Annotated in this window: 13 protein-coding genes; 11 read left to right on the top strand and 2 right to left on the bottom strand. The window is 38.8% G+C overall.

All coding sequences use genetic code 11. The annotated features are described in order from the left end of the window. Nucleotides 1-224: 224 nt before the first annotated feature. From FAR12_RS03505 to FAR12_RS03530, 6 genes are all read left to right on the top strand, one after another. On the top strand, nucleotides 225-1,229 hold the full coding sequence (locus FAR12_RS03505; RefSeq protein WP_126406293.1) for a LacI family DNA-binding transcriptional regulator: 1,005 nt from the start codon (nucleotides 225-227) through the stop codon (nucleotides 1,227-1,229). A gap of 115 nt (nucleotides 1,230-1,344) precedes the next feature. Continuing rightward, nucleotides 1,345-2,283 (top strand): ribokinase, encoded by a 939-nt coding sequence (rbsK, locus tag FAR12_RS03510; RefSeq protein ID WP_126406296.1) that lies wholly within the window; start codon nucleotides 1,345-1,347, stop codon nucleotides 2,281-2,283. Between the two features lie 135 nt (nucleotides 2,284-2,418). Continuing rightward, entirely contained in the window at nucleotides 2,419-3,276 is an 858-nt protein-coding gene (locus FAR12_RS03515) for a 6-phosphofructokinase (protein ID WP_126406298.1), read from the top strand. 22 nt (nucleotides 3,277-3,298) lie between these two features. Further along, nucleotides 3,299-5,314, top strand: a complete 2,016-nt coding sequence (gene tkt / locus FAR12_RS03520; protein WP_170972073.1) for a transketolase — start codon at nucleotides 3,299-3,301, stop codon at nucleotides 5,312-5,314. 168 nt (nucleotides 5,315-5,482) lie between these two features. Further along, the gene (locus tag FAR12_RS03525; RefSeq protein WP_126406301.1) at nucleotides 5,483-6,628 is read left to right on the top strand and encodes an acyl-CoA dehydrogenase family protein; all 1,146 of its coding nucleotides are present in this window, start codon (nucleotides 5,483-5,485) and stop codon (nucleotides 6,626-6,628) included. A gap of 64 nt (nucleotides 6,629-6,692) precedes the next feature. Next, the gene (locus FAR12_RS03530; RefSeq protein ID WP_126406304.1) at nucleotides 6,693-8,249 is read left to right on the top strand and encodes a fatty acid--CoA ligase; all 1,557 of its coding nucleotides are present in this window, start codon (nucleotides 6,693-6,695) and stop codon (nucleotides 8,247-8,249) included. A gap of 111 nt (nucleotides 8,250-8,360) precedes the next feature. Here FAR12_RS03530 and FAR12_RS03535 read toward each other — a convergent pair whose 3' ends face one another. After that, complete coding sequence (locus tag FAR12_RS03535) at nucleotides 8,361-10,016, bottom strand: glutamine--tRNA ligase/YqeY domain fusion protein (RefSeq protein ID WP_126406307.1); 1,656 nt, start codon at nucleotides 10,014-10,016, stop codon at nucleotides 8,361-8,363. 281 nt (nucleotides 10,017-10,297) lie between these two features. On the opposite strand from FAR12_RS03535, the gene sdaAB reads away from it, so the two are divergent. The 4 genes from sdaAB to FAR12_RS03555 all read left to right on the top strand — a co-directional run bounded on the left by sdaAB (nucleotide 10,298) and on the right by FAR12_RS03555 (nucleotide 13,554). Next, nucleotides 10,298-10,960: an L-serine ammonia-lyase, iron-sulfur-dependent subunit beta gene (sdaAB, locus tag FAR12_RS03540; protein WP_126406312.1), complete on the top strand. Its 663-nt coding sequence runs from the start codon at nucleotides 10,298-10,300 to the stop codon at nucleotides 10,958-10,960. Between the two features lie 22 nt (nucleotides 10,961-10,982). After that, nucleotides 10,983-11,873 carry an L-serine ammonia-lyase, iron-sulfur-dependent, subunit alpha gene (gene sdaAA, locus FAR12_RS03545; RefSeq protein WP_126406315.1) on the top strand — a complete coding sequence of 297 codons (891 nt, stop codon included), beginning with the start codon at nucleotides 10,983-10,985 and terminating at the stop codon, nucleotides 11,871-11,873. A 403-nt stretch (nucleotides 11,874-12,276) separates the two neighbouring features. Next, nucleotides 12,277-12,762 carry a tetratricopeptide repeat protein gene (locus FAR12_RS03550; RefSeq protein ID WP_126406318.1) on the top strand — a complete coding sequence of 162 codons (486 nt, stop codon included), beginning with the start codon at nucleotides 12,277-12,279 and terminating at the stop codon, nucleotides 12,760-12,762. A 180-nt stretch (nucleotides 12,763-12,942) separates the two neighbouring features. Then, complete coding sequence (locus FAR12_RS03555) at nucleotides 12,943-13,554, top strand: pyridoxamine 5'-phosphate oxidase family protein (protein ID WP_126406320.1); 612 nt, start codon at nucleotides 12,943-12,945, stop codon at nucleotides 13,552-13,554. 54 nt (nucleotides 13,555-13,608) lie between these two features. On the opposite strand, the gene FAR12_RS03560 is transcribed toward FAR12_RS03555, so the two are convergent. After that, on the bottom strand, nucleotides 13,609-13,893 hold the full coding sequence (locus FAR12_RS03560; RefSeq protein WP_126406323.1) for a hypothetical protein: 285 nt from the start codon (nucleotides 13,891-13,893) through the stop codon (nucleotides 13,609-13,611). 157 nt (nucleotides 13,894-14,050) lie between these two features. Here FAR12_RS03560 and corA point away from each other — a divergent pair, with 157 nt between their 5' ends. Further along, the gene (gene corA / locus FAR12_RS03565) at nucleotides 14,051-15,007 is read left to right on the top strand and encodes a magnesium/cobalt transporter CorA (protein ID WP_126406326.1); all 957 of its coding nucleotides are present in this window, start codon (nucleotides 14,051-14,053) and stop codon (nucleotides 15,005-15,007) included. Nucleotides 15,008-15,012 lie beyond the last annotated feature (5 nt).

A 15,012-nucleotide genomic window follows, 5' to 3' on the forward strand; every position in this document is an offset into this window, starting at 1 on the left:
TTAAACGTTTACACATCTTGATAAATCTGAATATCCTTTTATTTTTTGTTTAAACAGTAAACGTTTACACAAGTTGAGGCATTTTATTTTTTTTATAACAAGTAAACGTATACACAAAAGTGAATATCCTAAAAGTAAATTTCTGAGCATTAGTTAAGCGTTTTCAGTAACGATTTAAGGTATAATTTGTATAAGTTGAAAAAAGTACTTTAGGATGTGATTTTTTGTCTAACGCAACAATTAAGGATATTGCTAGGGAAACCGGACTTTCTATAGCAACTGTATCAAGGGTTATTAATAATAGTGGCTATGCAAGTCAAGAGGTAAAGGAAAAAGTTTTAAGAGTAGCTAAGCAATTAAACTATCAACCGAATGCGGTAGCCAGAAGCTTGAAAATTCATCGAACAAATACCATTGGTGTAATCATACCCGATATATCGAACTCATATTTTATGAAGATATGTAGAGGTATTGAAGATACAATTCATGAAAGTGGATACAATCTGATATTTGTAAGCAGTGATGAAAAGGTTAGCAAAGAAAAGGAAATGCTTCAGGTTTTATTTGAAAAGAGAGTAGATGCGATTGTATTAGCAACTACAGAAGAGAATGAGGAGATGATAAAGAAGATAAGTGAAGCGGGAATACCTATTATTCTCATTGACAGAAAGCTGAGAAATTCTGCTATTGAGCTTGATCTTGTGGATGAAGATAATACTTGTGCTGCTTATCAACTTACAAAACATTTAATCGAACAGGGTCACACAAAAATAGGTGTTATCAATGGTTCTATTAAAGTAAGTACAGGTATTGAGAGATATGAGGGCTTTAAGCTTGCGATGGAAGAGCATTGCATAGAAGAAAACCCAGAATATATTTATTATGGTAACTTTACTGAAGAAGATGGGATAAAGGCAGTTAACCATTTTATGAAGTTAGAGGATCGACCAACTGCAATCATATCTTTTAATAACATGATGACTTTTGGAGCAATACTGCAATTGATCAAGAATGGTTTTAAAATTCCGGATGATGTCGTGATAGCATCGTACGGTGAAGTAGAAGCAGCGCAATTCTTAAGATCCTCTGGAATCATAAGTGTTTTCCAATCTCCTTATGAAATGGGAGTTAAAACTGGTGAAATTATACTTGGACGCTTACAAAATAACATTAAGGCCCCAGTACATGAACAATTTAAACCACAATTGTTCACAGGTAATAAGAAATAATTTTTAGAGTGTTAAAAAGCTGATTCATTCAAAAGTTATTTAACGAATGAATCAGCAAGTTCTAGGTGGAAAATAGAGGCGCAGCTATAAGAAAAATCAAAATAGAAGGAAGTAGATGTCAGTGGATATTTTAGTAATTGGCAGTTTTATGATGGATTTAGTAGTACGCACACCTCGAGCACCGGAAAATGGGGAAACAATTATCGGAAATAGCTTTTCAAGATTTCCTGGTGGTAAGGGAGCCAATCAGGCAGTTGCCGCAGCAAGACTTGGTGGGAAGGTCACGATGGTTGGAAAAGTTGGTTCGGACAACTTTGGAGATGAATTCCTCCATACATTAAAAAAAGAGAATATTGATACAAAGCATATTGAACGTGATTTAACGCATCCAACAGGGGTAGGTTCAATTACATTAGAAGAAAATGGGAACAATCGCATCGTTGTAGTTCCTGGTGCAAATAGACAATATCTTGTCAATGATTTAGATAGAATTCAAGATTTGATTAAACAGTCTAGTATTTTAGTAGTTCAGTTGGAAATGGATTTTGGTATGACAAAGCAGGCTGTAGCTTATGCTGACATGTATGATGTGCCAGTCATTTTAAATCCTGCACCAGCTCAAAAGCTAGATGATGAATTACTTGAAAAGGTTACTTATTTAACACCAAATGAAACTGAGGCAGAAATCTTAACAGGTATTAAGGTAGATTCATTAGAATCTGCAGAAGCTGCTGCAAAGGTGCTTTTGGCAAAAGGTGTAAAAAATGTAATCGTCACGTTAGCTGATAAAGGGGCACTCATTGTCAATGCAACTGGAACACAGCATATTCCTGGATATACTGTAAAACCAATTGATACTGTTGCTGCAGGTGATTCTTTTAATGGAGCACTCGCTGTTGGAGTAACAATCGGAAAACCACTTGATGAAGTCGTTCAATTTGCCAATGCTGTTGGAGCAATCGCGGTAACTCGAGAAGGTGCGATTCCATCATTGCCTTATATTAATGAAGTGTTGGAATTTATGAATAACCAACTATCACATACAAATAGCTGAAAACTGTAGAAATGGTTCATATTCAACAGTTGATGTAAACGTTTCCCTAAATAAGCTCCTAAAACGTGTGCCAACACTGACACCTAAAGGGGCTTTTTTCTATCCAAATTTCCTTCAAGAAAGGAGAACATTTTCATGCAAGTAGGAATTATTCATTTTGGCTATCTTTCATTTGGTAGCAAAGTTATCATGCAAAAATTAGTTGCAAACTGTATAAGAAGAGACATTAAGATCGCAAACGTTCATTTTGACCAAGAATCAAAAAAGTATGGTGTATCTGAGTTTAAAAAAGACGCAATAGGAGAATGGGAACATATTAGAATTGGGATTTTACCTGATGCTTTGAATGAAGACATTCATGCGACTTTGCAACAGTTTGATTCCATCATCGTTTTAGGTGGTAGTAGACAACAAGTAAATTATTTGGAGGAACACTCGAAGGGTAGTGTTCTGTCAGTTCCCATTTCGATCTTAAATGATTTTGAAGGATCTCATTACACACTGGGCTATGACACTGCTTTAAACGTAGTTGTAAATAATATACTTAAAATCAGAGATACAATTGATTCCTTAAAGTATGGGAAATTAAGAGTATTTTGTGCCCAAATTCCAGGAAACACTTCGAATTCCTTATTAAAGGATGTAGCGACGGCGATAGATGGAGATTCAATCTATCAACCAGATGAGAAGTTTTGGGATGAACTTACCAATCGTCTAGATGAAAAATATAAGGCTGGCACAACCTATTCCATTTTGGTCATAAATGAAGCACTTGATCCAGAGGAAGTTCAGGAGAAGCTAGCGCAAAAACTCGATATCGATTTTAAATGGAACCATTTTGATGAATCACAATGCTTAGGTCCTTATCCGACAGCTTTAGACAGAGTATTAGCGATGAAGCTGGCTCAACAAGTGATTCGTTGGATGGAAGAAGAGAGACAATCGGCTTGCTTAGTAGTTAAAGATCATCAAGTTGAGATTGAAAATATCTGAAGTTAAGAGAAGGAGAATGATTATGAATCCAACAGAAATAAGAACTGCAATTGAACAACTATCAATTAATACCATTCGCACACTGTCCATTGATGCTATTGAAAAGGCTAATTCAGGTCATCCAGGCATGCCGATGGGTGCTGCGCCAATGGCTTACACATTATGGAGTCAATTTATGAATCATAATCCAGCAAATCCAAAATGGGCGAACCGTGACCGTTTTGTGCTATCAGCAGGACATGGTTCGATGCTATTGTACAGCCTACTGCATCTTTTCGGATACGATGTAAAAATAGAAGATTTGAAGAATTTCCGTCAGTGGGGAAGTAGAACACCAGGTCATCCAGAGTTCGGGCATACACCGGGTGTTGAAGCAACTACAGGTCCTCTTGGTCAAGGTGTAGCAATGGCAGTAGGAATGGCGATGGCAGAGCGTCACTTAGCTGCTACTTATAATCGTGACAAGTATGATGTAGTGGATCATTTTACCTACAGTATTTGTGGTGATGGGGACTTAATGGAGGGTGTATCTGCTGAAGCAGCTTCATTAGCAGGACACTTGAATTTAGGTAGATTAATCGTGTTATATGATTCAAATGATATTTCATTAGATGGAGAACTAAATCTATCATTCTCTGAAAGTGTAGAAAATCGCTATAAGGCGTACGGCTGGGAAGTCATTCGTGTAGAGAATGGGAACGATATTGTAGAGTTAGCAAATGCTTTAGAAAAAGCAAAACAAAATCTCGAGCAGCCTACTCTGATTGAGGTGAAGACAACAATTGGCTTTGGTTCTCCAAATAAGAGCGGGAAATCGGCATCTCACGGAGCTCCACTTGGTAAAAGTGAAGCAGAGCAAACGAAAGCAAATTATGGTTGGAACTATGAAGAGGAGTTTTATGTTCCTGGAGAAGTTGCTAATCATTTTAGTCAGTTAAAAGCAGAAGGTGCAGAAAAGGAACAAGAATGGAATGCACTTTTTGCCGAATACAAAAAGTCATATCCAGATTTAGCCGAGCAATTTGAAAAGGGATTGAATGGAGAATTACCAAGCGATTGGAAGAAGGCTATCCCGGTTTACGCTGGTGATGCAAAAATCGCTACACGTTCAGCTTCTGGGGAAGTATTAAATACTATTGTCAACAATCTTCCTACCGTCTTTGGAGGGTCTGCTGACCTAGCTTCATCAAATAAGACTTATATGAAGGACCAAGGCGATTTTTCTGCAAGCAATTATTCTGGTAAAAATATCTGGTTTGGTGTTCGGGAATTCGCGATGGGTGCGGCAATGAACGGGATAGCACTTCATGGCGGACTACAAGTATTTGGAGCAACCTTCTTTGTATTCTCTGATTATGTTCGACCAGCTATTCGTTTAGCTGCTCTGATGAAGCTTCCTGTAACGTACGTATTTACCCATGATAGCATTGCGGTTGGAGAAGATGGCCCAACTCATGAACCAATTGAACAATTGGCTTCCCTTCGCACAATGCCTAATCTTTCTGTTATTCGTCCAGCAGACGCGAACGAAACAGCAGCAGCATGGCGACTTTCGATTGAAAGCAAAGACGAGCCAACAGCACTTGTTTTAACACGTCAAGACTTACCGATTATTAATCTGGATTCGGAAACGATCTATGATGGTGTTAAAAAAGGTGCCTATGTCGTCTCTGAAGCTAGCAATGATGCAGAATGCTTGATTCTCGCATCTGGTTCTGAAGTTTCTCTAGCAATTGAGGCGCAAAAAGAATTAGAAAAAGAAAATATCTTTGTTAATGTCGTATCTATGCCTAGCTGGAATCTCTTTGAAAAACAATCCAGAGAATATAAGGAAGCAGTTCTCCCACCTTCTCTTACAAAGAGATTAGCAGTTGAAATGGGCTCTTCTACCGGATGGCATAAGTATACTGGTCTTGAAGGGGATATCATTGCCATTGATCAATTTGGAGCTTCTGCACCAGGGGACCAACTAATGAAGGAATATGGATTCACAGTAGAAAATGTCGTTTCGACAATGAAGACTATATTAAATAAATAATACATTGATGAAAAGCATTAATCCTTTGGTTAAGGATTAGTGCTTTATTTTTTGTGAAAAATTAACTAAAAGTTTAAAAAATAAAAGTATTCAAAATATTTGATAGATATAATAAAATAAGGGTAGATTTAGTAAACGTTTTCACCAATAGAAAGAGAGGAACTGAGGATGAAGCATCTATATTTGCAGGATGAGCATGAAATTTTTCGAAAAGCATTAAGGAAGTTCCTTGAAAAAGAAGCATACCCTTATTATGAAAAGTGGGAAGAAGACCGAATTATTCCTCGAGCATTCTGGGAAAAGATGGGGGCACAAGGTTATTTATGTCCGGATGTGGATGAGCAATATGGTGGTAGTGGTGTTGATTGGGGCTTCTCAGTGGTTATTAACGAGGAGCTTGAACGGGTTGGTTCCGGACTTGTTGGAATTGGTCTTCACAGCGACATCGTAATTCCGTATATTACTGCATTTGGGACAGAGGAGCAAAAGAATCGCTGGCTTCCGAAATGTGTTACGGGAGAAACGATTACTGCCATTGCAATGACTGAACCAGGTGCAGGATCTGACCTTGCCAACATTCAGACGACAGCGATTCTAGATGGGGATCATTATGTGCTGAATGGGCAGAAAACATTTATCACCAATGGCATTCATGCAGACCTAGTGATTGTTGCTTGTAAAACAGACCCAAAAGCGACACCGAAGCATAAAGGTGTAAGCCTTCTAGTTGTCGAGAGGGAGACAGCTGGCTTTACTCGTGGGCGAAAATTAAACAAGGTAGGTCTCCATTGCCAGGATACCGCTGAGCTCATTTTTGAAGATGCAAAGGTTCCAAAGGAAAATTTACTCGGAGAAGAGGGCAAAGGATTCCAGTATTTAATGGAAAAGCTTCAACAAGAACGATTGCTCGTCGCGATTGCGGCTCAAGCTGCTGCTGAAAAAATGTTCGAAATGACTATGAGCTATGTGAAAAGCAGGGAAGCGTTTGGGAACCCGATTAGTAAATTCCAAAATACACAATTTAAGATGGCTGAAATGGCAACGGAAATCGAGATGGGACGGGCATTTCTTGACCAATTGATTGCTGAACATATGAATAAAGAAGAGGTCGTAACAAAGGTTTCGATGGCAAAGTGGAAGCTTACAGAAACTGCTAGAAAAATCGCAACAGAATGCATGCAGCTTCATGGGGGCTACGGTTACATGGAAGAGTATGAGATTGCAAGACGTTATCGAGATATACCTGTGGCCAGTATATATGCAGGAACGAATGAAATCATGAAGACGATTATTGCGAAAAATCTCGGATTATAGTAGGAAACACAACTATTTATACTGCCGGTCAGTCAGAGGAACTTCTAATTGAGGAGGAAATGAAATGACGACGACGCTTGGGAAAATTTTTGATTTAACTGTGGCAAAGTATCCGAATAAAGAAGCTCTTTATGATGTTCGAAAAAATCTTCGTTATACGTATAAGGAGTGGAGTATTGAAGTTGAGAAGCTGGCCAATGCTCTTTTGCAAGAAGGGGTCCAAAAAGGAGACCGAGTGTCTACGTATTTGTTTAATACAGAAGAGCTCGCAACAACCTTTTTTGCTTGTGCAAAAATCGGAGCCGTTTTTAATCCAATTAACTTTCGTTTGATGTCAGAAGAGGTCGCCTTTATTTTAGCAGATGCGGAGCCAAAGGTCGTACTCTTTGAAAATCTTCTATCCTCAGCGATTGAGCCTCTTCATAATCGCTTTGAGGGAACGGCTTTCTGGTGTATCGATGACAAGACGCCAGCCTATGCAGCTAGCTATAAAGAAAAGGTAGCCGCAGCACCCAATGCTGAAATTAATGCTGAAATTGACGAAAATGATACTTATGCCATTATGTACACAAGCGGGACAACAGGTAGGCCGAAAGGGGTCATCCACCGTCATCGAGATATGGCTGAGCAAAGCTTAATTGTCGTTGCGGCAACAAAGGTTGAACCAGAAGAAGTGGGACTTGTCATGGCGCCAATGTTCCACTGCGCAGAATTGCATTGTGCCTTTTTACCAAGGGTTCATGTTGGAGCTAAAAGTGTTATTCTTCATCACTTTGATCCAAAAGAAGTATTACGTTTAATTGAGCAAGAAAAAATCACAAAGTTTTTTGGTGCACCGACAATGTGGAACATGATTTTACAAGAGGACTTAAGTGCCTATAATATTGAAAGCCTGAAATATGGTCTCTATGGGGCAGCGCCGATGGCACCAGCATTAGTCTTTTCCTGCCAAAATAAGCTCGGGGTACAACTTGTGCAAGCCTACGGCATGACTGAGATGGGTCCAGCAATAACATTCTTATCTGAAAATGATCAAATCCGTAAAGCTGGCTCAGTTGGGCAACCATGCTTGAATCATGAAATACGTGTTGTTCGACCAAATGAAAATGGTCCGTCTGATCCAGATGATATCGTTCCTATAGGAGAAACAGGGGAGATCATCGTTAAAGGACCGTGTATGATGAGTGGCTATTTCAACCGTGAGGAAGCGACAGCAAATGCGATGTATAAAGGCTGGTACCATTCTGGAGATATTGGCAGTCTTGATGATGAGGGCTATCTGTGGGTGAAGGACCGTGTCGACGATATGATTATTTCTGGTGGTGAAAACATCTATCCTCGTGAGGTAGAGGATGTACTATATGCTCATGGCGGGGTGTTAGATGTTGCTGTCATTGGCCAGCCAGATGATAAATGGGGCGAAACGGTTACAGCCTTTGTTGTGAAGAAGGATCCAGCTGTTACCGCTGAAGAGCTTGATGAGTACTGCAAAAACAGCGACGAACTAGCAAATTATAAACGGCCAAGAAATTATATTTTTTGTGATGTCCTTCCAAGAAACGCAAGCGGGAAACTACAAAAATTCATACTCCGTCAGCAACTTGAGGATACTCTTGCATAGTTCTATTCTACTGTAGGTACCTGGTACCGTCCGTGGACATATCGCTTGTTTTGTCCATGTGGAGTGAACATTACAAGGGCCTAAACGATCAATTCGTTTAGGCCCTCATGTTTATAATTTGAATGAACTTTTTAATGATACGATTAGGTTAAACACTGGTTTTTCAGGTGTTGTGTATTTTGGATCAACGTTGAAATAGCCATGGCGGAAGAATTGGAACTTTTCCTGTGGCTTAACATCTTTCATGTTTGGCTCCACAAAACCTTGAACAATCTCTAAAGAATTAGGATTGATGTTATCAAGGAATGTTTTTTCTTCACCGTCTGCCGCTTCTTCTTCATTATCTAAAATAAGAGGTTCATATAAACGGAACTCTGCAGGTACAGCGTGTTTCGCATCTACCCAGTGAAGTGTACCTTTTACTTTACGGCCAGTAAAACCAGTGCCGCTCTTTGTCTCAGGGTCATACGTGCAATGGATCTCAACTACGTTTCCGTTCTCGTCCTTGATGACGTCCTCACACTTAATAAAATAAGCATGTTTCAAACGAACCTCATTACCAGGGAATAAGCGGAAATATTTCTTCGGAGGATCCTCCATGAAGTCATCCTGCTCAATATAGATTTCACGAGAGAATGGAATTTGACGAACACCCATCTCTTCATTTTCGGGATTGTTTTCAGCATCAAGCATTTCCACTTGATCTTCAGGATAGTTCGTGATAACAACCTTTAAAGGACGTAAAATTCCCATCGTACGAGGTGCCTTTAGCTTTAAATCTTCACGAACGAAATGTTCTACCATTGCTGAATCTACTACACCAGAGCCTTTTGATACACCAGTTGCTTTAACAAATTCACGAATTGCTTCAGGTGTAAATCCTCTACGGCGTAGTCCGGAAATTGTTGGCATGCGTGGGTCGTCCCAGCCATCAACGAACTTCTCATCGACTAGTTGCTTTAATTTACGCTTACTTGTGACGGCGTTTTCCACATTTAAACGACCAAATTCAATTTGGCGTGGCTTGCTTTCAGTTTCACATTCTGCAATTACCCAGTCGTAAAATGGACGTTGATCTTCAAATTCGACTGTACATAGTGAATGGGTTACATCCTCAATTGCATCCTCTAATGGGTGAGCGAATGCGTACATTGGGTAGATACACCATTTGTCACCTGTATTATGATGAGTTGCGTGTGAAATTCGATAAATTACAGGATCACGCAAGTTAATGTTAGGGGAGGACATATCTATTTTTGCACGAAGAACTTTCTCTCCGTTAGCAAATTCCCCATTACGCATACGCTCAAATAATTCGAGATTCTCTTCAACAGAACGGTTACGGTATGGACTTTCTTTTCCTGGCTCAGTCAAAGTTCCACGGTATTCGCGAATTTGCTCGGCTGTAAGATCGTCAACATAGGCTTTTCCCTTTTTAATTAATAGAACTGCCTTTTCGTACATAACTTCGAAATAATCGGAGGCAAAACGAAGCTCGTCCCAATCATATCCAAGCCACTTAACGTCTTCTTTAATTGCGTCAACATATTCTTGGTCTTCTTTTAAAGGGTTTGTATCATCAAAACGTAAATTTGTTAATCCGTTAAAGTCATCTGCTAAACCAAAGTTGATTACAATTGATTTGGCGTGACCAATATGTAAATAGCCATTTGGCTCTGGAGGGAATCGAGTAACGATTTTATCGTGTTTACCAGCTTCTAAATCCTCCTTCATAATACTTCTAATGAAATTTGAAGAATTTTCCAATCTTTATCAGCCTTTCCACTTATCTATAGTTATTGTCCTATTATACAATAGGAAAAGGAAATTTCACAATCATTGATAAGTACCTGGAGAAGAGACTTATCAACATTCTCTTTTTGGTTTAAGATACAAACTTTTTCGAAAATAGGAACGTATAATGAGATGGAAATAATATTTCTTTTCTAGGAAACTAAAATGCACGAAGAAAGTGTCAATCTGTGATATGATGTTGTTGATATTTCTGTAGTTTTAGCATTTATTTTTTGTGATGAAGGAGTATACGTATGAAATATAGATCGGCTTTTGATATTATTGGTCCGGTAATGATTGGACCATCTAGTTCTCATACTGCTGGAGCAGCTAGAATCGGCCGCGTAGCAAGAACATTATTTGGACATCAGCCAAAAAAGGCGATAGTACACTTATATGGATCTTTCGCAGAAACCTATAAAGGGCATGGCACTGACTTAGCCATTGCAGGGGGACTGCTTGATTTTGATACATTTGATCAACGAATTCCGCAAGCCTTACAATTAGCAAAAGAGGCTAATATGGAAGTGGAGTTTGTGATTGAGAGCACTGTAACAGAGCATCCAAATACAGTCCGTCTTCAGTTATTAGATGATGAGAAGGAGCTTGAGGTCGTAGGGGTTTCAATTGGGGGAGGAACCATTGAAATTACAGAGCTTAACTCATTTAAATTGAAGCTATCTGGTGAGAATGCAGCAATCTTAGTTGTTCACAATGATCAATTTGGTGTTGTGTCAGCTGTAACAACCGTAATGGCAAATAATGAGATAAATATTAGTCATATGGAAGTTTCTCGTAAAGAAAAAGGGAAAATGGCGATGATGGTCATCGAAGTTGATCAAAAATTAGACGATGCTGTTTTAAAAGAAATCGAAGGACTTCCAAATGTGACGCAAATTATCAAGATGGTGGAATAAGGTTTGAAGGGATTGAAGATAGATGGTATTTCGTAGTGTAGCTGAACTTGTTGAGCTTGCTGAAAGCAAACAGGTGAAGATTGCAGAAGTTATGATCCAACAGGAGATCGAAGTAACAGGTTTAACACGAGAAGAAATTATTGCTAAAATGGATCGCAATTTAACAGTCATGGAGCAAGCGGTAGAACGTGGCTTAAAGGGAGTTGTCTCCGTATCTGGTCTAACAGGTGGAGATGCTGTCCTGTTGCAAAATTATATAAAAAGCGGAAAATCTCTTGGGGGAAATTTACTGCTTGATGCTGTTAGTAAAGCGATGGCGACAAATGAAGTAAATGCTGCAATGGGAATAATTTGTGCAACACCAACGGCTGGTTCTGCCGGTGTAGTACCAGGGACGTTATTTGCAGTAAAAGAGAAACTGAATCCAACACGTATGGAAATGATTGAATTCTTATTTACGTCAGCAGCGTTTGGCTTTGTAGTCGCTAATAATGCTTCTATTTCAGGAGCAGCTGGTGGATGTCAGGCAGAGGTTGGCTCTGCTAGTGGGATGGCTGCAGCTGCAATTGTCGAGTTGGCAGGTGGGACTCCAAGTCAATGTGCGGAAGCAATGGCCATCACATTAAAGAACATGCTAGGGCTAGTATGTGACCCAGTTGCTGGTCTTGTTGAGGTACCTTGTGTAAAGAGAAATGCAATGGGGGCATCGAATGCGATTACAGCGGCAGATATGGCACTTGCTGGAATTAAGAGCCGAATTCCATGTGATGAAGTCATTCATTCGATGTATTTGATCGGACAAACAATGCCAACAGCACTGCGCGAAACCGCGAAGGGTGGCTTAGCGGCAACTCCAACTGGGAAAAGATTAGAAGCTGAAATTTTCGGTCGTCAAAAACAAACACAAAATTAACAGATTCAAAGCTTGGGAGAAGACTCTCAGGCTTTTTTCTTTTGTCTCTGTTATTGTTAATTGTTGTTTTTTGATTTTCGCTGGGTTGTACCCACTTAACCGGAGAAAATTCGTTTATTATGGAAAATTAATGGATATTAAGTGAAATAGGCGGAGATGATCCGCTAAATGAACTAATATAGCCTTAAAATAATGGAACTATATAGCTTAACCGGACAAATTCCTCTTATTTATAGGGATATAGGTGAATTTCTTTATATAGCCGGAAATTTTCCTCCTACTTGTCAATTTAATAAAAATAAATACAACACCCACCTTTATCAGACCTTTCGCATTAATTAGTTGTCGACGACGGTTATCGTGTTACACTGTTTTTATCAGAACTTTCTGGAGGTGGTATCAAATGGATTCTAAACTGAACTACGCCATCGAATTACGCGACCAAGGTAAAAATGAGGAATGGAATCAGTTAATGGTCGAACTGGTGAAGGAGTTTCCGCATGAGCCCCAAATTCAATACCTATGTGCATGGAGCTTTGATCGATTAGGAAAAGAGTTAGAAGCAGTTCCTTACTATGAATCTGCTATTGCTCAAGGGTTGACTGGGGAAGATTTAGAGGGGGCATATTTAGGTCTAGGGAGCACTTATCGTACTATTGGGAAATATCTGGATTCTAAAGCGGTATTTGAGAAAGGGATGGAAGTGTTCCCTGGCAATCATGCATTAAAAGTCTTTTATGCTATGACATTGTATAATCTAAATGAACATGAGAAGGCAATGGAATTACTTTTAACAAGTTTAGTAGAAACGACGAACAATGAAGATGTATTACTTTATAAAAGGGCAATTCAATTTTATTCAGACAAGCTCAATCAAACTTGGAGTTGACAGTATAAAGGATAAACAACATGACGGGCTCAAAAGGCGAAAAATTAGCACAACACGAATAAATAAGCAGAAGCATTTTTAAAGAGATTCAGCGCGGTAGAGAGATGGAGTGCAAAAAGGGTTTTACCGTGAAAGTCAGCAAATCAAAAACCAAATAAAAGCTTGAAAGGGGAATTTAGGATGAAGGATATCATTACTACGGAAGAGGAACTACATGAATTAATGGGTTATCCTAGTGAGTTGGTAAAAAGAAAGGTCATTTCAGCCTTAGATGAACATTGCCAAAAATTTATTGCTAAATCTCCATTTCTCGTAATCTCTTCTTCGGATGATTTCGGAAATTGTGACGTCTCACCGAGAGGTGATGAGCCTGGATTTATTTATATTGAAAATGAACACCGTTTAGTCATACCTGAAAGACCAGGGAACAAAAGAATGGACACACTACGGAATATCCTTAAAAATCCAAGGGTTGGACTTATATTTTTCATACCGGGGCTTGGTGAAACTTTAAGGGTCAATGGGAAAGCTTCTATTACTAAAAATGCGAATATTCTAGAAAAGATGGCAGCTAGAGGAAAAGCTCCAATCGTTGGAATTCGTGTAGAAGTAGAGGAGTGTTTCATTCATTGTGCGAAAGCATTTAAACGCTCGAAGCTTTGGGAGCCGCAAATGTGGTTGGAAAAAGATGATTTACCAACAGCTTCCGAAATTCTTTTTGCCCATTCAAAGTTCACATCAGCTACAGAGATTGAGGAACGTCTTCAGGAGAGCTACACAAAGAGACTCTAATAGGAAATCTGTTTTATGTAGTGATTCAAAACTCGAATTTGCGAAGCAGTAGTACTACATAGACTTGTGTATAGCACTTGCTGCTAGATTCTCCATCTCTTTTTTAACATAAATATCATATTGCATTTTATCAAGATTGCGGTCCATGCGACTATCAAACCCGCGAAAAGGGGTTTCAACTTTGAATTTGACTCCCTGACTTTTTAAACGAGAAAGGATTTGGAAATATTCTTCGGCACCAAAGGCTGTATGAATCAACACCCAGTTCCTTTTGAAATACATACGGAATAATTCTCTTGCTATCAATATGGAAACAATAATAATGACAAAAGGTATCATAAGAGAACTCCTTTCATTTTTAATGATCCGATACTTATATATACGATATGCAATCGGAAAATACCTGTTTTATTCCTGAACGGAAACAAATCTCTCATATAATTAATGGTAGATGGAAATATAAAGAAGATTGGAAATAGAAGAAAGGTGCTATTTTATGATTAATATCATCGGGATTACGAAGGACGATAAGATCGAAAAAGATCTTTCCATCCAAAACGTAAATTTTTCAAATTACAAATGGTTTTGGGTTGATTTTAATCAGCCGACTGAAGAAGAAATAAAACATTTGGATGAAACATTTCATTTTCATCCTCTTGCAATTGAAGATTGCATTCATCGCCTACAACGGCCAAAACTGGATTATTATGAGGACCACACTTTTTTTGTCACACATATCGTACGTGAAGAAGAAAGGGAATTGATTAAGGAAGAGTTGAATTTTTTCGTAGGGGAAAATTATATTGTTACTTTTCATCTGCTCCCAGCACTAGAAGTCCATCAAGTTTGGGAAAAGTTAAGTGCTCAAACAAAGGGGGGCAAATGGGATCCAAGCTATGTCTTTCATCAGCTCTTAGATAATGTCGTGGATAATTACTTCCCGGTTATTTATAAAATTGAAGATCAGCTTGATAAAATTGAAGATAATCCAGGTAACGAATCAATGAATAAGCTGATGGATGAGCTATTTTACATTCGTCATTTATTACTTCAGTTTGGACATACGGTTAATCCAATGCGGGATTTGCTATATCGCATGTTAAGTTCCCGCCATTTGCAGGGGATTACAAAAAGAAGTGCGTATTTTTCCGATATTTATGATCATCTATTGAAACTCTCAGATATGGTCTCGTCCAATCGAGAAGTGACCGCTGATATAAGAGATAATTATTTATCGCTTAACGCATATCAAACGAATAATGTAATGAAGGTATTAACGATTATGACGTCCATCTTTGCTCCACTTACGTTTATCGCTGGTATCTATGGAATGAACTTTGAATATATGCCTGAACTGGGCTGGAAGTATGGTTATTTCTTTGCGACTGGCTTGATGGCGGTAATCGGCGTCTCCATGTTCCTTTGGATTAAAAGCAAGGGCTGGTTTCGATAAATAAC

Origin of the sequence: Bacillus yapensis (assembly GCF_005280205.1) — a bacterium.
GTDB classification, from domain to species: domain Bacteria; phylum Bacillota; class Bacilli; order Bacillales; family Cytobacillaceae; genus Robertmurraya; species Robertmurraya yapensis.